This window comes from Ancylobacter lacus (assembly GCF_018390635.1).
In the GTDB taxonomy this organism is placed as follows: domain Bacteria; phylum Pseudomonadota; class Alphaproteobacteria; order Rhizobiales; family Xanthobacteraceae; genus Ancylobacter; species Ancylobacter lacus.
In genome coordinates, this window is record NZ_JAHBGE010000072.1 from 1 (window position 1) to 21,104 (window position 21,104).

Annotated in this window: 11 protein-coding genes; 8 read left to right on the plus strand and 3 right to left on the minus strand. The window is 68.8% G+C overall.

Annotated features, from left to right (window positions below; all coding sequences use genetic code 11):
• Positions 1 to 331 precede the first annotated feature (331 nt).
• The gene (locus KHC27_RS17145; RefSeq protein ID WP_213340620.1) at positions 332 to 4,501 is read right to left on the minus strand and encodes a beta strand repeat-containing protein; all 4,170 of its coding nucleotides are present in this window, start codon (positions 4,499 to 4,501) and stop codon (positions 332 to 334) included.
• A gap of 665 nt (positions 4,502 to 5,166) precedes the next feature.
• On the opposite strand from KHC27_RS17145, the gene KHC27_RS17150 reads away from it, so the two are divergent.
• From KHC27_RS17150 to KHC27_RS17175, 6 genes are all read left to right on the plus strand, one after another.
• On the plus strand, positions 5,167 to 5,460 hold the full coding sequence (locus tag KHC27_RS17150) for a hypothetical protein (RefSeq protein ID WP_213340621.1): 294 nt from the start codon (positions 5,167 to 5,169) through the stop codon (positions 5,458 to 5,460).
• A 220-nt stretch (positions 5,461 to 5,680) separates the two neighbouring features.
• A complete protein-coding gene (locus KHC27_RS17155; protein WP_213340622.1) occupies positions 5,681 to 7,855 on the plus strand; it encodes a peptidase domain-containing ABC transporter in 2,175 nt (724 codons plus the stop codon).
• A complete protein-coding gene (locus KHC27_RS17160) occupies positions 7,852 to 9,189 on the plus strand; it encodes an HlyD family type I secretion periplasmic adaptor subunit (protein WP_213340623.1) in 1,338 nt (445 codons plus the stop codon). The genes KHC27_RS17155 and KHC27_RS17160 overlap by 4 nt, the downstream gene beginning before the upstream one ends.
• A gap of 140 nt (positions 9,190 to 9,329) precedes the next feature.
• Complete coding sequence (gene recA, locus KHC27_RS17165) at positions 9,330 to 10,412, plus strand: recombinase RecA (RefSeq protein ID WP_213340624.1); 1,083 nt, start codon at positions 9,330 to 9,332, stop codon at positions 10,410 to 10,412.
• A 201-nt stretch (positions 10,413 to 10,613) separates the two neighbouring features.
• A complete protein-coding gene (gene alaS / locus KHC27_RS17170; protein ID WP_213340625.1) occupies positions 10,614 to 13,268 on the plus strand; it encodes an alanine--tRNA ligase in 2,655 nt (884 codons plus the stop codon).
• Between the two features lie 532 nt (positions 13,269 to 13,800).
• Complete coding sequence (locus KHC27_RS17175; RefSeq protein WP_343210934.1) at positions 13,801 to 15,462, plus strand: cyclic nucleotide-gated ion channel; 1,662 nt, start codon at positions 13,801 to 13,803, stop codon at positions 15,460 to 15,462.
• Positions 15,463 to 15,527: 65 nt separating this feature from the next.
• Here the strand turns inward: KHC27_RS17175 and KHC27_RS17180 are convergent, their stop codons facing one another.
• Together KHC27_RS17180 and KHC27_RS17185 are read right to left on the minus strand one after the other, a co-directional pair.
• Positions 15,528 to 17,276, minus strand: coding sequence for a right-handed parallel beta-helix repeat-containing protein (locus KHC27_RS17180; RefSeq protein ID WP_213340626.1), 1,749 nt, complete (start codon positions 17,274 to 17,276; stop codon positions 15,528 to 15,530).
• Between the two features lie 356 nt (positions 17,277 to 17,632).
• Positions 17,633 to 18,844, minus strand: a complete 1,212-nt coding sequence (locus KHC27_RS17185; protein WP_213340627.1) for an NADP-dependent isocitrate dehydrogenase — start codon at positions 18,842 to 18,844, stop codon at positions 17,633 to 17,635.
• A 237-nt stretch (positions 18,845 to 19,081) separates the two neighbouring features.
• On the opposite strand from KHC27_RS17185, the gene KHC27_RS17190 reads away from it, so the two are divergent.
• Together KHC27_RS17190 and murI are read left to right on the plus strand one after the other, a co-directional pair.
• Entirely contained in the window at positions 19,082 to 19,933 is an 852-nt protein-coding gene (locus tag KHC27_RS17190; protein ID WP_213340628.1) for an RNA methyltransferase, read from the plus strand.
• 153 nt (positions 19,934 to 20,086) lie between these two features.
• On the plus strand, positions 20,087 to 20,941 hold the full coding sequence (gene murI / locus KHC27_RS17195) for a glutamate racemase (protein ID WP_213340828.1): 855 nt from the start codon (positions 20,087 to 20,089) through the stop codon (positions 20,939 to 20,941).
• The last annotated feature ends 163 nt before the right edge of the window (positions 20,942 to 21,104 follow it).

A 21,104-nucleotide genomic window follows, 5' to 3' on the forward strand; every position in this document is an offset into this window, starting at 1 on the left:
CCGATTCCGCAAGCCTTCGCAGCTATTTGCCGGGATTCTACGGAGTCGGGGTATAACAACATCATACCTATTTCCGAGGCATCTCGCGAGCCGCTGCCGGGCCCCCGCGGCCAGAAATTCCGTGTGGCGTGTCGTCTTCGGAGCGGGTGTTGCAGCCGGGAGACCCTTTCCCTAGCGGCGGCACCCTGGCACCGTTCCGCCGACTGGCGGAGAAGGTGCCCGATGGGGCGCGGCGGAGCCTTGCCAAGCCGAACGGGCCCGGGCGGGCCGCCCGGAATCAGCCGCCTCCGCGGGCCTGTCACACGGCCCGCAGGGGGCGATCAGGCCGCGATCAGGCCGCGAGCGAACCCGACGACACCGTGAGGCGGCTCCAGTTGCTCCAGCTCGAACCGTTGCTGGCCCGCACCATCAGCTCGTCGCTGCTGCCCGCCGTGCCCGACTTGAAGCTGGTGGAGGCCAGCGCGCTCGCCATGACGTCGATCACGGCGCCGGCGCTCTGGCTGGCCTTGTTGACGTCGAAGCTTCCGCTGCCGGCATCCGGGGTCAGGTCGATGAACTGGAACCGCGTCAGCGCCGCACCGCCGGTGTCCGTCACGGTGAACAGGCTGCTGGCGGCGAGGGAGGTGGAGGTCTTCACCGTCCGGTCGCTGGTGGCGAGGGTGGGGGTCCGTGGCGCCGCCGTCGTGACATTGACCGCGGTCCAGCTTCCCCAGCCGCTGGCGCTCTGGGCCCGCACCACCAGCGTATCCTGCCCCGCAGCCGAGCCGGCGGAGAAGGTCGTCTGCTTCATCTGGCTGGCGGAAAACGTCAGGCTGGCGGCGCTCGTGCCGTTCAGCGCCACCACGCCGCTGCCGGCGGCGGTGGTGGTGTCGGTCACCTGATACTGCAGGATGTCGGCGCTGGATCCCGTGGCCACCTTGAACAGGCTTGAGAGGCTGATCTTGCTGCCGACGCTGAGGGTGGTGTCGATGCCCGAGAGCGCCACCGGCGCGGCGTCGTCGTTCTTGATCGTTCCCGTGGCGCTGAGCGAGGCGCCGCCGCCGGCGAGGGTCGCGCCGGTGGGCGAGGACAGCACCAGCGACAGCGTTTCGTTTGGCTCATAGGTGGTGTCACCGATAACCGGGACGGTGACGGTGCCGGTTTTCGCCCCGGCGGCGATGGTGAGGGTGCCCGAGGTCGCGGTGTAGTCGGAGCCGGCCTTGGCGGTGCCGTCGGCGGTGGCGTATTTGAGGGTGGTGGCGGTGGCCGAGGCGCTGGACAGCGTCACGGTGAAGACGAGGTTGGTCGTGCCGCTGTTGCCCTCGTTGACGCTGGCGCTGGCGATGGAAGCGACCGGCGCGGCGTCGTCGTTCTTGATGGTGCCGGTCGCGGTGAGCGAGCTGGCGCCCCCGGCGAGGGTGGCGCCGGTGGGCGATGACAGCACCAGCGACAGCGTTTCGTTTGCCTCATAGGTGGTGTCACCGGTCACCGCGACGGTGACGGTGCCGGTGGTGGCGCCGGCGGCGATGGTGAGGGTGCCCGAGGTCGCCTTGTAGTCGGAACCGGCCTTGGCGGTGCCGTCGGCGGTGGCGTATTTGAGGGTGGTGGCGGTAGCCGAGGCGCTCGACAGCGTCACGGTGAAGACGAGGTTGGTCGTGCCGCTGTTGCCCTCGCTGACGCTGGCGCTGGCGATGGAGGCGACCGGCGCGGCGTCGTCGTTCTTGATCGTTCCCGTGGCGGCGAGCGAGGCGCCGCCCCCGGCCAGGGTGGCGCCGGTGGGCGAGGACAGCACCAGCGACAGCGTTTCGTTTGCCTCATAGGTGGTGTCACCGGTCACCGCGACGGTGACGGTGCCGGTGGTGGCGCCGGCGGCGATGGTGAGGGTGCCCGAGGTCGCCTTGTAGTCGGAGCCGGCCTTGGCGGTGCCGTCGGCCGTGGCGTATTTGATGGTGGTGGCGGTGGCCGAGGCGCTGGACAGCGTCACGGTGAAGACGAGGTTGGTCGTGCCGCTGTTGCCCTCGTTGACGCTGGCGCTGGCGATGGAAGCGACGGGCGTCTCGAAGACGATGTTCTCGACCGAAGCGTCCACCACATCCGAACCGAGCGGCGAGCCGCTGCGCAGGTCGGTGACGATGCGGGAGCCATCAGCTTTCGTAACGATGCTGAAGTTGAAGGATGCGCCGGAGAACACCGCAGTGTCGATGCCTGCCCCACCGATAAGCGTGTCGTTGCCGGCGCCGCCGCGCAGGATATCGTTGCCGTCCTCGCCATTAAGGTAGTCGTTGCCATCGCCGCCATTCAGCGTGTCGTTGCCGTCGCCACCCGCACGGCTGTTGTTCCCGCCATACAGCTTGTCGTTGCCGGGGCCGCCGTTCAGCGTGTCGTCGCCGAGCCCGCCATAGATGAGGTTGGGGCCATTGCCCAGGGTGATGGTATCGGCGCCGGACGAGCCGGTGAAGATGGCGCCACGCCCCTTAAGCTGGGTGCTGAGGTCGATCACCGCCGGCGCCGCCAGCCTCAGCGAGACGCTATCGTAGCTTGCCGACGTCCCTATGTCAGAAGCGATGGTGGTGAAGGATGTGAACTGGGCGGCGGTTGCGATGATCGAGGTGCGCTTGGTGTAGAGCACCTCGATATTGCTGACGACCGTCTTGCTGAGGTCGAGGCTGCCTTGCGCAGAATAGGGCTGAGTGAAGAGTAAATCGGTCCCGGCGCCGCCGTCGATCTTGCCAGGATTGGCGTAGGAGATATAGCCGGAAATGGTGATCTGGTCGTCGCCATCGCCGCCGGAGAAGCGTGTCGAGAACGTCCCGTAGAGAAGGTCATTGCCAGCGTCGCCGTTGAGGCTGTTGTTGCCGTTTCCGGCGGATAGCCAGTCATCGTCGTCGCCGCCGTTCAGCGTGTCGTTGCCGTCGCCACCGTAGAGAGTGTCGTGGCCCTGGCCACCGTTCAGCGTGTTGTTGCCGCCTTCGCCATAGAGGGTGTCGTTGCCGATGCCGCCATTCAGCGTGTCGTCGCCGTCGCCGCCATAGAGCCTGTCGTGGCCCTCGCCGCCGTTCAGCGTGTCGTTGCCGGCTCCGCCATAAAGCATGTCTTTGCCGTCGCCGCCGTTGAGCGTGTCGTTGCCGTCGCCGCCATCCAGCGTGTCCTCGCCCGCGCCGCCATTGAGCGTGTCGTCGCCGGCCCCGCCATAGATGAAGTCGTTGGCATTGCTCAGGGTGATGGTGTCCGCGCCGGACGAGCCGGTGACGGTGGCCGAGCGACCCATGAGCTGGGTGCTGAGGTCGAGCGTGCCCGGCGCCGAAAGCTTCAGCAGGACAGAATGGCTGTTCGTCGTGTCCCAGTCGGCATAGGCGATGGTGGTGAAGGAGGCGAGTTGGGCCGCGGTGGCGGTGACGGTGCCGCCCCGTGTGTAGAGGATCTCGATATTGCTGATGGTGGCCTTGCTGAAGTCGGCCTCCCCGGCGTTGAGCGCGTCCTTGCCGGCGCCGCCATCCAGCCGGGCGGTCACGGAGGTCAGATTGGTGCCGGACACCGGATCATAGAAGTCGATCGTGAGCAGATCGTCGCCGTCGCCGCCGGAATAGCTATCGGCGACAGTGCCGTAGAGCTTGTCGTTGCCGGCTTCGCCGATGAGGCTGTTGGTGCCGGCCCCGCCATAGAGGGTGTCGTTTCCGGTACCGCCGTAGAGTGTGTCGTTGCCGTCGCCGCCATAGAGCGTGTCGTCCCCGGCACCACCGCTCAGCCTGTCGTTGCCGGCACCGCCATAGATCACGTCGGCACCGTCGGAAAGCGTGATGGTGTCCGCTCCGGACGTGCCGGTGAAAACGGCGCTGCGCCCCTTGAGCTGGCGGGCAAGGTCGACCGCGCCCGCCGCCGAGAGCTGGAGGGTGACCGGGCTTGCGCTCGCGGTGCCCTCGTTGGCGGCGATGGTGGTGAAGGATGTGAACTGGGCGGCGGTGGCGGTGACGGTGCCGCCCTGGGTATAGAGGGTCTCGATGTTGCTGATGGTGGCCTTGCTGAAGTCGGCGTCCCCGGCGTTGAGCGCGTCGTTGCCCGCCCCGCCGTCCAGCCTGGCGGTCACCGTCGTGAGAACGCTGCTGGATGCGGGATCATAGAAATCGATCGTGAGCAGATCGTTGCCGTCGCCGCCGGAATAGGTGTCGGCGACATGACCATAGAGCTTGTCGTTGCCGGCGCCGCCGTTCAGCGTGTTGATGCCGCCGTCGCCGTAGATCGTGTCGTCGCCCGCGCCGCCGCTCAGCGTGTCGTTGCCGTCGCCGCCCCGCATCGTGTCGTTGCCGTCGGACAGGGTAATGATGTCGGCCCCGCTCGACCCGTAGAGGTAGGCGCCGCGGCCCTTGAGCTGGGTGGTGAGATCGGCCGTGCCGGGTGAGCTGAGCGACAGCGACACGCTCGATGTCAGGTCCGTCGCCGAGACGGCGATCAGGGTGTAGGAGGCCAGCTTGGCGGGCGTGGCTTCGACCGTGTTGCCATAGGTGTAGAGGATGTTGCTCGGCATGGGCTCAGACCTGAGACGGGCGCCGGGCGGCGCAGGAGTGGCAGGGTTCAGGCACCGACCTGCTGTCTGTGACACGGCGCGGCGCGCCAGACCTCAGGCACGACGGCAAAAGGCCGGGCTTCGGGCCGTGCCCGAACCGGCGATCAGCCGTCCGACGTGGCGTCGCCGGAGACCCCGGCAACAGGTCTTGCAGCCGCAGGGGCCGAGAGCGCGAATGGCGTCGCCGAAAACGGCGCCATCCCCGTGACGGTCGCAGGCGAGCCCAGGGAGGAGGCGATACGGGCAGGACACCCGGGCGCGCTCCTGCATGCGCCGGCATGGTAAGGTGTGACCGGGAACGGGTCAACCTTTCCGGGAGGTCTCCGGCCCTTTCTCGCACCGGCGGTTTTCATTGCGCTTGACGCGTCGGCGGCCAGCGATACCCTTCGCAGAAGCGAGACGACGAGACGGATCGGCTCTTTAATATCGCGCGCCACGGCCGGATGGGCGTGTCGTGCCGCCGACCCTCCGCCGCGGGAGGCGGGATCGTGCCGGAATGCCGATGGGGCCGGGGCGGGCCTCGTCCGTCGTTCTTCGTGGGCCGGCGGTGTCGGGCGTTCGCGCTACGCGCCTTCGGCCCGGTCCGATGCCCGTCGGTACGGGCGGCGAGGCGTTGTGGGGTGCCTATGAGTGCTGAAGTCTTTGCCGACCGGTTCGGCGACATGACGGTGACGGGAACCACGATCCGGATCGACCTCGTCTCGCAGTCGCCGACCGTGCGCGACGATGCGGGTCAGCCGGTGATGGAATTCCGCCAGCGCGTCGTGCTTCCCATCGAAGGTTTCCTGCGCTCGCAGGAGATGATGCAGCGCATGCTGGATCTCCTCGTCCGGCAGGGTCTGGTCACGCGCGAGGCGGCGCCGGCCGCGGCTGCGACGGTGGCGGATGTCCCGGTGCCGACCTCGCCCAATTTCGCCTGACGCCGATCGTGCGCCCGCGCCGGCCCGCCCTGCGAGCGGCCTGTGGGCGCGCGGCGTGGATCGATTGCCGACCCCCGGCGTCCCGGTCCACCGTAGAGCCCTTGCCGGGGAGCCGAGCCTGCCGTTCGTCTCCGCCTCTCGCCGGCCCGCCGCTCGCAGGATGGCCCAGCCGGCCGCGGCGAGCGCCGGGATGAAAGCGCCCCATGAATGAACCGGCCCGATGACCGCCGAAACCGTGCTGCCTCCCGATGGGGAGAATACCGCCTGCCACCACACCGCGCTGCAATGCCTGGCGGCGGTGGCGCGGCATCACGGGCTGGATCTCGACGTCGAGCGGCTGGCGCATGACCATGCGCTGGTGAGCGAGCCCTCCGGGGCCCAGCTCGCCCGCATCGCGCAGGCCAATGGGCTGACCGCGCGCGCCGCCCGGCTCGACTGGGACAGCCTCATCGGCCTCGGCCTCGCCTTTCCCGCCATCGTGCTGCTCGACAACGGCAATGCCGTCATCGTCTCCGGCCGCCTCGACGACGCCGACGAGGCCCGGCTCGCGGTGGTCGATCCGCTGGCGCCGCAGGTGGGCGCCCTGCCGATCGGCCGGGAACGCTTCGAGAAGGCGTGGAGCGGCACCGTCGTGCTGCTGAAGCGGCGCTATTCCCTCGGCGACGTCGACCAGCCCTTCGGCCTGCGCTGGTTCATCCCGGAAATCCTGCGGCAGCGCCGGCTTTTCACCGAGATCGGGGTGATGGCGCTGGTCCTCAACGCGCTGGCCCTCGCCGTTCCCATCTTCTTTCAGATCGTCATCGACAAGGTGCTGGTCCACCATTCGCTCTCGACGCTCTATGTCGTCGGTGCCGGGGTGCTGATCGCCCTCGTGTTCGAGGCCGCGCTGGGCTTCCTGCGCTCCTACTTCCTGCTCTATGCCACCACCCGGATCGACATCCGCCTCGTCACCCGCACCTTCGGCCATCTGCTGGCGCTGCCCTCCATGTATTTCGAGGCAAGCTCGGCCGGCGTGCTGGCCAAGCACATGCAGCAGGCCTCGGTGGTGCGCGAGTTCCTCACCGGGCGGCTTTTCCTCACACTGCTGGACGCGACGGTGCTGGTGGTCTTCATCCCCGCCCTGGCCTTCTACAGCCTGCCGCTCACCGGCATCGTGCTGGGCTTCTCGCTCGCCATCTGCGCCGTGGTCGGCCTGCTGATCGGGCCGTACCGCACGCGCCTTACCCAGCTCTACCGGGCCGAGGGCGACCGCCAGGCGCTGCTGGTCGAGACGATCCACGGCATGCCGACCATCAAGGCGCTGGGTCTGGAGCCGCGCCAGCGCGCGACCTGGGACAGCCAGGCGGCCCACGCCATCGAGCGTCATTTCGAGGTCGGCAAGATCGCCCTCGGCGCGCGGCAGGCCTCGGCGCTGCTGGAGCGCCTGATGATGGTCGCCGTGGTGTGGGGCGGGGTGCAGGCGGTCTTCTCCCAGAACATGACGGTGGGAGCGCTGGTGGCGTTCCAGATGCTGGCGGGCCGGGTCAGCGGTCCGCTGGTTCAGCTCGTCACGCTGTTCAACGAGTATCAGGAGGCGGCACTGTCGGTGCGCATGCTGGGCGAGGTGATGAACCAGCCGGCCGAACGCAATCTCGGGCGGGGCCTGCGCCCGCGGCTGCGCGGCGAGATCAGCTTCAGCGATGTGCGCTTCCAGTACCGAAACACCACCGCCCCCGCGCTGGACCGGCTGAACCTGTCGATCCCGGCCGGCACCTTCGTCGGCATCGTCGGGCCCAGCGGTTCGGGCAAGACCACGCTCACCCGGCTGATGCAGACGCTGCACACCGCGCAGTCCGGCATCGTGCGCTTCGACGGCGTCGACGTGCGCGAGATGGACCTTGCCGATCTGCGGCGCCAGATGGGCGTCGTGCTGCAGGATGCCTTCCTTTTCCGCGGTTCCGTCCGCGACAACATCGCCGCCACGCGGCCGGGCGCGAGCCTGGCGGAGATCATCGCCGCCGCCCGCATGGCCGGGGCGCTCGCCTTCATCGAGGAACTGCCGCAGGGCTTCGACACGCTGCTGGAGGAGGGCGCCGTCAACCTCTCCGGCGGGCAGAAGCAGCGCATCGCCATTGCCCGCGCCCTGCTGCGCGATCCCCCCATCCTCATCCTCGACGAGGCCACCAGCGCGCTCGACCCGGAAAGCGAGGCGCTGGTGGTGGCCAATCTGGAGAAGATCGCCCGCGGCCGGACCACCATCGCGGTCTCCCATCGCCTCACCACGATCCGCCATGCCGACATGATCGTCGTGCTCGACCGCGGGCAGGTGGTGGGCCAGGGCCGACACGAGGCGCTGCTGCGGGACTGTCCGCTCTACCGGCAGCTCTGGGGCGAGCAGACGAGCCGCGCGGCATGAACGAGGTGCTGAGCCGGCGCCAGGCCGCCGATCTGGTGAACCAGCATCTGCCCGATGCGCTGGAACTGGAAGGCCGGCGCATGCCGCTGCCGGCGCGCATCACCGCCTATGTCATCCTCGCCATGTTCGCGAGCTTCGTCGTCTGGGCCAGCGTGTCCCGCGTGAACCGCATCGCCGTCGCGAATGGCGAGATCGTCTCCTCGGAGCCGCTGGCGGTGGTTCAGCCGCTGGAGGTCTCGGTGATCCATCGCCTTCTCGTCAAGGCGGGAGACACGGTGACGGCCGGGCAGACCGTGGCCGAGCTGGACCCCACCTTCGTGACCGCCGACCAGTCCGCGCTGGAGGAACGCAAGGCCGATCTCGACCTGGAGGTGGCGCGGCTGCGGGCGGAGCTGGAGGGCACCGACTTCGTCGCCAGTGGCGGTCCCGAACAGCTCAACCACGCCCGGCTCTTCGCCGAACGGCGGGCGGAATATGAATCGACGCTCGCCGGTCTCGACGAGGACGTCCGCCAGACCGAGGCGAAGCTCGCCACCAACCGTACCAACCAGGAGGCGATAAACGGCCGGGTCGGGCTGCTCCGCGACATTGAGGCCATCCGCCGCGAATCCTATGAGCGCAGCTACACCTCGCGGCTGCAACTGCTGCAGGCCGAGGCCGACACGCTGAGCGCGACCACCCAGCTCAGCCAGCTCGCCGGGGAGCAGCAGCAGCTCGCCCACGAGCTGGCGAGCGCGCAGGCCAAGCGCACCGCCTTCACCCGCGAGTGGCGGCGCAAGACCGAGGAGCAACTCGTCGAGGCCGGGCGCAATCTCCACGCGGTGACGGAGGAGGTGACCAAGGCGCGCCGCAAGGCCAGCCTCAGCCTGCTGACCTCGCCGGTGGACGGCACGGTGATGGAGATCGCCCGGCGCTCGGTCGGCTCCGTGCTGCAGCCGGCGGAACCGCTCGTCACCATCGTGCCGGCCGGCGCGCCGCTCGAGGCCGAGGTCCAGATCGAGGCGCTCGACCGCGGCGTGGTCCGGGTGGGGGACGCGGTGCGCGTCAAGCTCGACACCTTTCCCTTCCAGCGCTACGGCACGCTCGAGGGCCGGCTGGCGGTGGTCAGCCCCGACGCCGCCCGCCGCGAGCCCAGCGCCGGCGGCGGCACCTATTTCCGCGGGCGGGTGGCCTTCACCCCGGCGGAAATCCGGCGTTTCGCCGCCGGGGGCGCCTCGCTCTCCCCGGGCATGACGGTGCGGGCGGAGATCGACGCCGGCCGGCAATCGGTCATCGCCTACATCACCTATCCCGTGCTGCGGGTGATGGACGAGAGCCTGCGCGAGCCGCGCTGAACCCCTTTCATCCGGCGATCGCGATGGTGATTCAGGATATTCGCGACAAATGTTGAGAACATATTGCGAACATGGAACGAAAGGGGTACGACTGGTGTCACGTTCCCCAATTCCCCTTGCGCTGACAGCGGAGCCCGGCAATGACTCAAGCGACGTTGCGACTCGTCGAAGGATCTTCCATGGATAAGGCCAAGGCGCTGGACGCCGCGCTTTCACAGATCGAGCGCCATTTCGGCAAGGGCTCGATCATGCGGCTCGGCAAGAACGACAAGGTCATGGAGATCGAGACGGTCTCGACCGGCTCGCTCGGCCTCGACATCGCGCTGGGGATCGGCGGCCTGCCGCGCGGCCGCGTGGTGGAGATTTTCGGGCCGGAATCCTCCGGCAAGACCACGCTGGCGCTGCACACCATTGCCGAAGCCCAGAAGAAGGGCGGCATCTGCGCCTTCATCGACGCCGAGCACGCGCTGGACCCGATCTATGCCCGCAAGCTCGGGGTGGACCTCGATAACCTCCTCATTTCCCAGCCGGACGCCGGCGAGCAGGCGCTGGAGATCGCGGACACGCTGGTCCGCTCCGGGGCGGTGGAAATCCTGGTGGTCGATTCGGTGGCGGCGCTCACGCCCCGCGCCGAGCTGGACGGCGAGATGGGCGACAATCAGCCCGGCATGCAGGCGCGGCTGATGAGCCAGGCGCTGCGCAAGCTCACCGCCTCGATCAACCGCTCCAACACCATGGTCATCTTCATCAATCAGATCCGCATGAAGATCGGCGTGATGTATGGCAGCCCGGAAACCACCACCGGCGGCAATGCGCTGAAGTTCTACGCGTCGGTGCGTCTCGACATCCGCCGCATCGGCTCCATCAAGGAGCGCGAGGAGGTGGTGGGCAACCAGACCCGGGTGAAGGTGGTCAAGAACAAGCTGGCCCCGCCCTTCAAGCAGGTCGAGTTCGACATCATGTATGGCGAAGGCGTCTCGAAGATGGGCGAGCTTATCGACCTCGGCATCAAGGCCGGCGTGGTCGAGAAGTCGGGCGCCTGGTTCTCCTATGACAGCCAGCGCCTCGGCCAGGGGCGCGAGAACGCCAAGAACTTCCTGCGCCAGAACCCCGACATCTCCAACCGCATCGAGGCGACCATCCGCCAGAATGCCGGCCTCATCGCCGAGCAGATCCTGGCGGGCCCGAGCGAGGACGGCGAAGGCGGCGACGGCGAGCCGTGAGGCCTCGCCCCGGCGGCGTCTGCCTTGCGGGCGGCGCCGGCACTCCGGCCGCGAGCCGCCGCCGGGAGCCGCGACGTGCTCGCCGGACACTGCGGCGTTTTCTGGACAAGCCCCGGGGCCGCCGGTAGAACCGGAGGCCCGCGCGTCCTGCGCGGGCCGGCCGCAGATGGGCCGGTCGTTCAGCCAAATCGCGGACTTCTAATGAGCGGCGTCAACGAGATCAGATCGACCTTTCTCGACTATTTTGCCCGGCACGGTCATCAGGTCGTGGACTCCTCGCCGCTCGTGCCGCGCAACGATCCGACCCTGATGTTCACGAACGCGGGCATGGTCCAGTTCAAGAACGTCTTCACCGGCATCGAGAAGCGGCCTTACTCCCGCGCCGCCACCTCGCAGAAATGCGTCCGCGCCGGCGGCAAGCACAACGACCTCGACAATGTCGGCTATACCGCGCGGCATCACACCTTCTTCGAGATGCTCGGCAATTTCTCCTTCGGCGACTATTTCAAGGAGAACGCGATCGAATTCGCCTGGAACCTGATCACCCGCGAATTCGAGCTGCCGGTCGAGAAGCTGCTGGTCACGGTCTATCACGAGGATGACGAGGCGTTCGATCTGTGGCGCCGGATCGCCGGCCTGCCGGAATCAAAGATCATCCGCATACCGACCTCGGACAATTTCTGGCAGATGGGCGACACCGGCCCGTGCGGGCCGTGTTCCGAGATCTTCTACGATCACGGCCCCCACATCTGGGGCGGCCCGCCCGGCTCGGCCGAGGCGGATGGCGACCGCTTCATCGAGATCTGGAATCTCGTCTTCATGCAGTTCGAGCAGCTCGCCGGCGGCGAGCGCATCAGCCTGCCGCGTCCCTCCATCGACACCGGCATGGGGCTCGAGCGCATCTCCGCGGTGCTGCAGGGCACCCACGACAATTACGAGATCGACCTGATGCGGGCGCTCACCGGGGCGGTGGCCGACCTCACCAATGTCGACGCCAACGGCCCGCAGAAGGCCAGCCACCGCGTGATCGCCGACCATCTGCGCGCGGCGACCTTCCTGGTCGCCGACGGCGTGCTCCCCTCCAACGAAGGCCGCGGCTATGTGCTGCGCCGCATCATGCGCCGGGCCATGCGCCACGCCCAGCTGCTGGGCGCGCGCGACCCGCTGATGCATCGGCTGGTTCCGGTGCTGGTGCGCGAGATGGGCCGGGCCTATCCCGAGATCGTGCGGGCGGAATCCCTGGTCGCCGAGACGCTGCGGCTGGAGGAGACGCGTTTCCGCAAGACACTGGAGCGCGGCCTGTCGATCCTGGAGGGCGAGAGCGAGGGCCTCGCGGCCGGCGCCAAGTTCTCCGGCGACACCGCCTTCAAGCTCTACGACACCTATGGCTTCCCGCTCGACCTGACCGAGGACGCGCTGCGCGCCCGCGGCATCGAGGTCGACCGGCCGTCCTTCGACGCCGCGATGGAGCGCCAGCGTGCCGAGGCCCGGGCCTCCTGGGCCGGGTCGGGCGAGGCCGCGACGGACACGGTATGGTTCGGCGTGCGCGAGGAGGTCGGCGCAACCGAGTTCCTCGGCTACAGTGCCGAGCGGGCGGAAGGGGCGGTGACCGCGCTGGTCGCCAACGGCGCCCGGGTCGATGCGATCCCGGCGGGCGGGCGCGGCCTCGCCGTCTTCAACCAGACCCCGTTCTACGGCGAATCCGGCGGCCAGACCGGCGACACCGGCACGCTGATCGGCGAGGACGGTCTGGTGGTGCGGGTGCTCGACACCCAGAAGAAGCTCGGCGACGTCTTCGTGCACGAGGTGGAGGTCGAGAGCGGCCGCCTCGCCATCGGCACCGCCGTGGTGCTGGAGGTGGATGGCGCGCGGCGCGGGGCGATCCGCGCCAATCATTCTGCCACCCACCTGCTGCACGAGGCGCTGCGCCGGGTGCTGGGCGACCATGTCGCGCAGAAGGGCTCGCTGGTGGCGCCGGACCGCCTGCGGTTCGACTTCAGCCATCCCAAGCCGGTGGAGGAGGGCGAACTTCGCGCGGTCGAGGATCTCGCCAACCGCATGGTGCTGCGCAACGAGCCGGTGGTGACACGGCTCATGGCGGTGGACGAGGCGATCGAATCCGGTGCGCGCGCGCTGTTCGGCGAAAAATATGGCGAGGAAGTCCGCGTCGTCTCGATGGGCACCGATCCCGGCAACGGCTCGCCCTATTCGGTGGAACTGTGCGGCGGCACCCATGTCGCGCGCACCGGCGACATCGGCCTGGTGACGCTGCTCGGCGAGAGCGCGGTCGGCGCCGGGGTGCGGCGGCTGGAGGCGATGACGGGGGAGGCCGCCCGTCACCACCTCAATGCCGCCAGCCGCGCGCTGCAGGAGACCGCGGCGGTGCTGCGGGCGCCGGTCGGCGAGGTCGAGGCGCGCGTCGCCCAGCTCGTCGAGGAGCGCCGCCGGCTGGAGCGCGAGCTCGGCGAGGCCCGGCGCCGGCTGGCGATGGGCGGCGGCGAGGCGACCGAGGAGGCCGCCCGCACCGTTGGTTCGGTCAAGCTGCTGGCGCGGCAGGTGGCCGGCATCGAGCTGAAGGACCTGAAGAGCCTGGTCGACGAAGGCAAGAAGCGCATCGGCTCGGGCGTGGTCGCCATCGTCGCGGTCAATGAGGAAGGCAAGGCCGGCCTCGTCGTCGGCGTCACCGCCGATCTCGCCGGCCGCTACGACGCGGTGGCGCTGGTCCGGGTCGGCGCCGAGGCGCTGGGCGGCAAGGGCGGCGGCGGTCGCCCGGACATGGCGCAGGCCGGCGGGCCGGATGGCGAGCGGGCCCCGGCGGCGCTGGCGGCGATCGAGAGCGCTCTGGCGGCGATCTGAACGCCGACGGGCCGCCGCCGGTTCGGTGCGGGCCCGGCGGGCCGGCGCGGCCGGTCGGGTCCATCGGGGGCTGCGGGCGGGTCGCCATCATCGGGTGGCGCGGGCCGTGCGCCGGGGGTATGCGGGGTAGCCGTGCGCGGGCGTGACGCCGGCGGGCTTTCCCGCCGCAGCCTTGCGGGCGTTTGGGTGTCCTGGCCGCGCCGTCCGGCCGGCGCAGCGAGGCCCGGCCTGCCAGAACTGGGTTCGGGGGAAGGTGGCTATGGGGCAGGACTCGGCCGCGCCGAAGACGCGCGCGGCGGCGGAGACGTCGGGCGTCGGCGCCGCCGCCGCCCCGACAATGGCCGGCCGTGGTGGCGCGCCCTCCGCCGCCGGTCCGGCGGAGGCTGCTTCGCCGACCGCCGCGGTTCCGCCGGGCGTTCTTCCCGGTGTCGCGCCTTCCGACGATGGCGGGGCGGGCGGTGAACCGCCGACCGGCCGCGGCGGGCTCGAAGGTGGTCGTGTTGGCGGCGGTGAAACCCGCGGCGGGACGGCCGTGGCGGAGCCAGAGGTCGGCAGCGCCGCGGCGGACATCGCGGCGGGCCATCCTCGCGCCGCCACCGATCTTTTCGGTGGCCCGTCGGTCCCGGCGGCGGCGGAACAGATGGCCGCCGTCCATCCCGCCCCAGGTCCAGCGGTTGCGGACCGGGCGTCCGTCCGGTCCCACCCCGCCGGTTCTCACATCGTCCCTGGCGGCGCGTCGGGTGGGCATCCGGGTGAACATGCCGGCGATTCCGGCGGGCACGAACACCCCGCCACGGGTCCCCGAGGTGGCCATGGCGGCGCGGCGGATGGGCACTCCCGCGAACAGGCCGGCGATGCCGGGAGGCACGAACACCCTGCCGCCGATTCCACCGCCGGCCATATCGGCGGCGCGGCGCACCCGCATGCCGTCGAGCACGCTGGCGGGGCGGCCGGCGGTCATCGCGGGGAGCCGGGCGGCCGGCCGCGGCGGCTGCTAGGCCGCGCCAATCGGCGCCGGCTCTACGAAATCCTCGAGCGTGACGCGGCGGAGGACCGTGCCGCCGAGATCGTCAACCGCTTCCTCATCGCGCTGATCCTGCTCAACACGCTGTCGGCGGCGCTGGCGACGGTCTCCTCGCTGGCACTGCACGACCGGATCGAGTTCCACGCCTTCGAGATCGTCTCGCTGGTGCTGTTCGTCGGCGAATACGCCGCCCGGGTGTGGGTGTCGCCGGAAAACCCGCGCTACCGCGGCCTGTCGGCCCGGGCGGCGCGGCAGCGCTACATGGCGAGCCTGCCGGCGCTGATCGATCTTCTGGCCTGGCTGCCCTTCGTGCTGGTGATGCTGTTCCAGGGGCTGGACCTGCGGGCGCTCGCCATGCTGCGGCTGCTGCGCTTCGCCAAGCTTGCGCGGTATTCGCCCGGCATGCAGTCGCTGCTGGATGTGCTGCGCAGCGAGCGGCAGTCGCTGCTCGCCTGTTTCTGGCTGCTCTCCGCCGCGGTGCTGATCGCCGCCTCCGCCATGTATATCGCCGAGCGGGACACCCAGCCGGATCGCTTCAGCTCGATCCCCGCCGCGATGTGGTGGGCGATCGCCACCATCACCACGGTGGGCTATGGCGATGTGGTGCCGGTCACCGTGGCCGGGCGCATCGTTGCCGGCCTCACCATGATCGCCGGCATCATCACCATCGCACTGCCGGTCGGTATCGTCGCCACCGCCTTCGCCGAGGTGATCAAGCGGCGCGACTTCGTCATCACCTGGGGCATGGTCGCGCGGGTTCCGCTGTTCGCCGATCTCGACGCCGCCGGCATCGGCGAGATCCACCGCATTCTGGCGGCCCACACCTGCCAGCCCGGCGAGGTGGTGGTGCGGCGTGGCGAGGTGGCGCGCTCAATGTATTTCATCGCCTCGGGCGAGGTGGAGCTGGACTTTGCCGATGAGCAGGTGCTGCTGGGGGTGGGGCAGTTCTTCGGCGAGCTGGCGCTGATCCACCACGCCCGGCGCGCGGCGACGGCACGGGCGCGGGGCCGCGCGATGCTGCTGATGCTCGACGCCGACGATCTCGCCGACGTCATCCGCCGGCATCCCGACATCGGCCGCCGCATCCGCGCCAGCGCGCGGGAGCTGGAGCCGACGCCCGGCCACGACAAGGCGGATATCGCCTCGCACGAGATTCCGCCGGCGGTTTAGGCTGGAGGGCCCGTTCGGGTCGAAGCCGGCCGGCCGCCGCGGGTCCGGCCGGCTTGCCGTCACGTCTAGAGGAGAAGGTAGTTGTAGGTTTCCGATCCGGTCGGCGTCGTCGCGAACTGGACGACGAAGCCGCTCAGCGGGGTGAAGGAGCTGACCCAGCATGGGTTGGCGAATGCCGCGGCGTTTGTCCGGAAGAACAGTATCTTCTGCCGCGCGGTGACGTTTTCGTTGGTCACGGATACCGGATTGGTCGTCACCGAGGCGAGGGTGCCGTACTGATTGGCCGAGGCCGAGAACACGTTGCCCCTGAAGTCGCCGGGCGAGCTGTTCGTCACGAAGGCGCCGCAGCCGATGAAGCTGTTGTCGTAGATCTGGCATTGAGAGGTGGCGTTCGATGCCGCGAATTTCACCGCGATCACATCATATGCGCCCTTGTGATAGACGTTTCCGCATATCTTGATGTCGTTATTATTCTTCGTCCCGTATTTCGATATGAAAATGACGGCATAGGATGCGTTATTGCTGAGATTGGCGTCCGCCAGAACATTGTTGGAAAACACCAGTCCGTCTGCGCTGTCGATCAGTATGAGGTTGTTTTTAGACTGCCGGAACTGATTTCCGGTAACGCAGATATTTGAATTGTATCCGGTGCTGTCCGAGCTGTATATGGTAAAGCAGGCATTGTTGATCTGGTTGCTCACCGTATTGTTGGCGATGGTGCCGTTGCGTGAGCCGGTCAATATGGCGATGCCGGCCGTCGACTTGTCGCCCACCGCGCAGCAGCCCGAGACGACATTGCCCGTGACCGTGAAGTTGCTCGATCCGTCTTCGATGTGTATGCCATCGTTGGAGCAGTCGAAGATGATATTGTTGGAAATAACCACATTGTCGCAATTGGCGATGCCGATTCCGATACCGGCCGATTGTGCATTGCCGTAGGCACCCTTGATGTAATTGCCCTCGATCAGGATGCGGCCAAGGCCGTTTCCGGGGCAATTGAGCTCGATTCCATCGGACTGGAGGGAAGATTGCAGGTCGAAATGGCAGTTGCGGATGATCAGGCCGGAAGAGCCGGATGAGGGTTCCTGTATCCAGACGCCATAGCCGGTGGTATAGGCGCTCAAATTCTCGTAAATATGATCAATGACCGTTCCGGTGGCGCGATTGAGGCCCTGGCCGCCATTGATATAGGAGCAGTTCGAGATCCTCAGGCGGGCGGCGTTGTTCGAGCTTATCCCGCGGCCGTCGGGAAGCGACGTGCCGCCGATATTGGAGCCGTCGACGACGACATTGTTGATGTGAACATCATTGGCTGAAACCGTGATCGTGGCCTTGCCGCAGGCGGGAACATGCTGGGTGCTGTTGTTCGGGGCCATCCTGACGGTGGCGCCGTTGCCTTCCAGCCGGACGCCGTCGGAATTGATCCAGAGCCCGGTCGGTATGTAGTAAATCGCGCCGGTCGACAGCAGAACCGACATCACCGGTGTCTGCGCCACCGCGAAGCCGATGGCGTTGGTGAAGGCGGTGGTGTCGTCGCTGGTGCCGTTTCCCTTGGCGCCATACCACTCCGGCCTCACGCCGTTGGCGATATCGGCACGGACCCACGCGCCGGAAGCCCCGGACGTGTCGGCATTCGGCGCGATATAGACGCCTTGATTGGGGTCGCTGGTCACTTCCGCAGAAAGATTAACCTGGGAGAAGACAAAAGCGCCTTCCCGGCCTGGGGCCGAAAAATAAACGGCCATGCCATTGGTGGCCGCTATTCCCGATATATCGGAAATAGAACTTGTTTCCTGCATGTTTGCGAGTGTCATACCCGGTCGTTCCCCCGTTTCTTGAGGCGCTGCGGGCGGATGAGGTCGCGATGACCTGGGCGGCGCCGGCGGTAGTCTAGGGTGGGCGGTGCTCCCCTTCAAGGCGAAGGCTGGTCGCGCAGGTCGTGCGCCGGTCGCCACGGCGGGAGATCGCGGGCGCCGGCCGGCAGCCAGCAGGTCTGGCGGGACGGGCGCGCGGCAGCGTGCCGTCGCACCGCAGACTGTCTGTGGTTCCGGCGGGCTTGGGTTCGGGACAGGTGGCGCGGGTGCCGGCTCGATCGGGCACCGGGCCGGCGTTACCGGCCCGGTGCGTGCGGTTTTTCCCGGCCGGAGCGCCTGCCCGGCCGGCGGGTTCCTCAGCCGAGGGATTTGGCGAGGTTCTCGGAGATCTTGTCGAGGAAGCCGGTGGTGGAGAGCCACTTCTGCTCCGCGCCGACCAGCAGGGCGAGGTCCTTGGTCATGTAGCCGGCTTCGACGGTGTCGATGCACACCTTCTCCAGCGTGGTGGCGAAGGCGGCGAGGTCGGCGTTGTCGTCGAGCTTGGCGCGGTGGGCGAGGCCGCGGGTCCAGGCGAAGATCGAGGCGATGGAGTTGGTCGAGGTCTCCTTGCCCTTCTGGTGCTCGCGGTAGTGGCGGGTGACGGTGCCGTGGGCGGCTTCCGCCTCGACGGTCTGCCCGTCCGGGGTCATCAGCACCGAGGTCATCAGGCCGAGCGAGCCGAAACCCTGCGCCACGATGTCGGACTGCACGTCGCCGTCATAGTTCTTGCAGGCCCAGACATAGCCGCCGGACCACTTCAGCGCCGAGGCCACCATGTCGTCGATCAGGCGGTGCTCGTACCAGATCTTGCGCTTCTCGAATTCCGCCTTGAACTCGGCGTCGTAGATCTCCTGGAAGATGTCCTTGAAGCGGCCGTCATAGGCCTTGAGGATCGTGTTCTTGGTGGAGAGATATACGGGATAGTTGCGCAGCAGGCCGTAATTCAGCGAGGCGCGGGCGAATTCGGCGATGGATTCGTCGATGTTGTACATCGCCATGGCGACGCCGGAGCCGGGCGACTTGTAGACCTCGTGCTCGATGACCTCGCCATCCTCGCCGACGAACTTGATCGACAGCGTGCCCTTGCCGGGGAAGCGGAAGTCGGTGGCGCGGTACTGGTCGCCGAAGGCGTGGCGGCCGACGATGATCGGCTGGGTCCAGCCCGGCACCAGCCGCGGTACGTTCTTGCAGATGATCGGCTCGCGGAAGATCACGCCGCCGAGGATGTTGCGGATGGTGCCATTCGGCGAACGCCACATCTTCTTGAGGTTGAACTCCTTCACCCGGCCTTCGTCCGGCGTGATGGTGGCGCACTTCACCCCGACGCCGACCCGCTTGATCGCCTCGGCGGCATCGATGGTGACCTGGTCGCCGGTGGCGTCGCGGTTCTCCACGCTCAGGTCGTAATATTCGAGCGGCACATCCAGATAGGGGTGGATGAGCTTGTCCTTGATGTACTGCCAGATGATGCGGGTCATCTCGTCGCCGTCGAGTTCGACGACGGGATTCGCGACCTTGATCTTCGCCATGGTGTCACCTCGCGCGGACGCGGCTTCGTAAGAGGGCTTCGGCGCCGGTCCGCGCGGCCGGCGCCGGTGAGGGGGTGATATCGCGACGTCGCCCCGGTGGAAAGCACGGGGCGGGCCAACTTTAGGGCAAAGCCCGCGCTATCCCGCCCCATCGCCCTGCCGCAGGGGCGGAGAGGGCGCCGCAGGCTTCGCAAGCGGCGATGCCGCGGCTATATGAGCGCAGCAATGGGGAAACCGATGCCGGGCGCAGGAACCGACAGCACCAAACCGTGGTCCGAAGGCGGGCCGGTCGTCATTCTGGTCGAGCCGCAGCTCGGCGAGAATATCGGCTCGGCTGCGCGGGCGATGGGCAATTTCGGGCTGTCCCGCCTGCGGCTGGTCAATCCGCGCGAGGGCTGGCCCAATCCGAAGGCGGTGACCTTCGCCTCCGGGGCCGACCGCATCCTCGAGAATGCCGAGCTGTTCCCGGACGTGCGCGCCGCCGTCGCCGATCTCAACTTCGTCGCCGCCACCACCGCGCGCGACCGCGCCATGGCCAAGCCCGTGCTCGGCGCCGACGCCATGGCCGGGCAGATCGCCGGCCGGCTCGCCGCCGGGGAGGGCTGCGGCCTGCTGTTCGGCCGGGAGCGCACCGGGCTCTACACCGAGGAGGTGTCGCTGGCCGACGCCATCCTCACCCTGCCGGTGAACCCCGCCTTCGCCTCGCTGAACCTCGGCATGGCGGTGGCGATCATCGGCTATGAATGGTTCAAGCTCGCCTCGCAGGGCGCGCTGCCCTTCGCCCCGCCGGACCGTTCCCCGCTCGCCGACAAGGGCGACCTGTTCGCCTTCTTCGACCATGTCGAGCGCGAGCTGGAGGCGGCGCACTTCTTCCGCTCGCCGGAGAAGAAGCCCTCCACCATCCGCAACATCCGCAACATCTTCCACCGCGTCGGCCTCACCCGGCAGGACATCGCCACGCTGCACGGCATGGTGGTGGCGCTGGTGGAAGGCCGCGAGGGCCGGGCACGGCGTCAGGCCGCCAAGGCGGCGCGGGTGGCCACCCGCGCCCCGGAGCCGGCGGCGGAGCCCGGCGAGGGCGCGCCGTGACCTCTTCCCGCACGCTGTTCGCTGTCCTCCGGCGGGCCTAACCCTTCGTTCACCCTGCCGCGCCACAATGACGCCGGGGTAGAGGGGGAGACCATGAGCGTCGAGACACTCCCGTCCGGCACTGAGCAGAGCATCCGCATCGGATCGGCCATCATGTCGTCGCCCGTGCCCGCCGCCGCGCCGCCGGCGCCCAAGGTTCTCGTGTTCGATTCCGGTGTCGGCGGGCTGTCGGTGCTGCGGGAGCTGCTGCAGGTGCGGCCGGACGCCCGCTTCGTCTATGCCGCGGACGACGCCGCCTTTCCTTATGGCCGGCTCGACGAGGCTGCCGTGCTCGGCCGCGTGCTGGCGGTGATGGAGCGGCTCATCGCCGAGCAGGCGCCCGATGCGGTGGTGATCGCCTGCAACACCATCTCGACCGTGGTGCTGCCGGCGCTGCGGGCGCGCTACCCCATGCCCTTCGTCGGCACGGTGCCGGCGATCAAGCCGGCCTGCGCCGCCTCGCTCAGCCGGCGCATCAGCGTGCTGGCCACCCCCGGCACGGTGAAGCGGGACTACACCCAGGCGCTGATCCGCGATTTCGCCGGCGGCTGCGACGTGACGCTGGTCGGCGCCAGCGGCCTTGCCGGCCTCGCCGAGCGGGCCATGGCCGGGGAGCCGGTCGCCGATGCCGCCATTGCCGCGGAGATCGCCCCCTGCTTTGTCGGCGAGGGCGCGGCGCGCACCGACGTGGTGGTGCTGGCCTGCACCCATTATCCCCTGCTGCTGGATCGCATGACCGCGCTGGCGCCCTGGCCGGTGCGCTGGATCGACCCCGCCCCGGCCATCGCCCGGCGGCTGGCGAGCCTCATCGGCCCGCCGCCGGCTGAGGTGGCCCCTGGCGAGGTTCCGTCCCCGCCGGTGCGGCTGGTCTCGACCGGCCACCCGCTCGACGCCGGCCTCGTCGCCGGCATCACCGGCGCCGCGGCGGCGCCGGGCGAGGTGCTGGCCCCGCTCGCGCTCTCGGCCTGAGAGGGCTGGCGCGGCGGGAAGGCGACGCCCGCCGGGCTGGCGCAGCTCTCGCCCGCCTGCCCGGCCGCCACTCCCCTGCCGATCTGTCGGCCCGGCCTTGCGCCGGTCACGATCGGCTTGCCATCATTCCCCACCGACGCAGCGTCAGCCGCGCGGGGCGGAT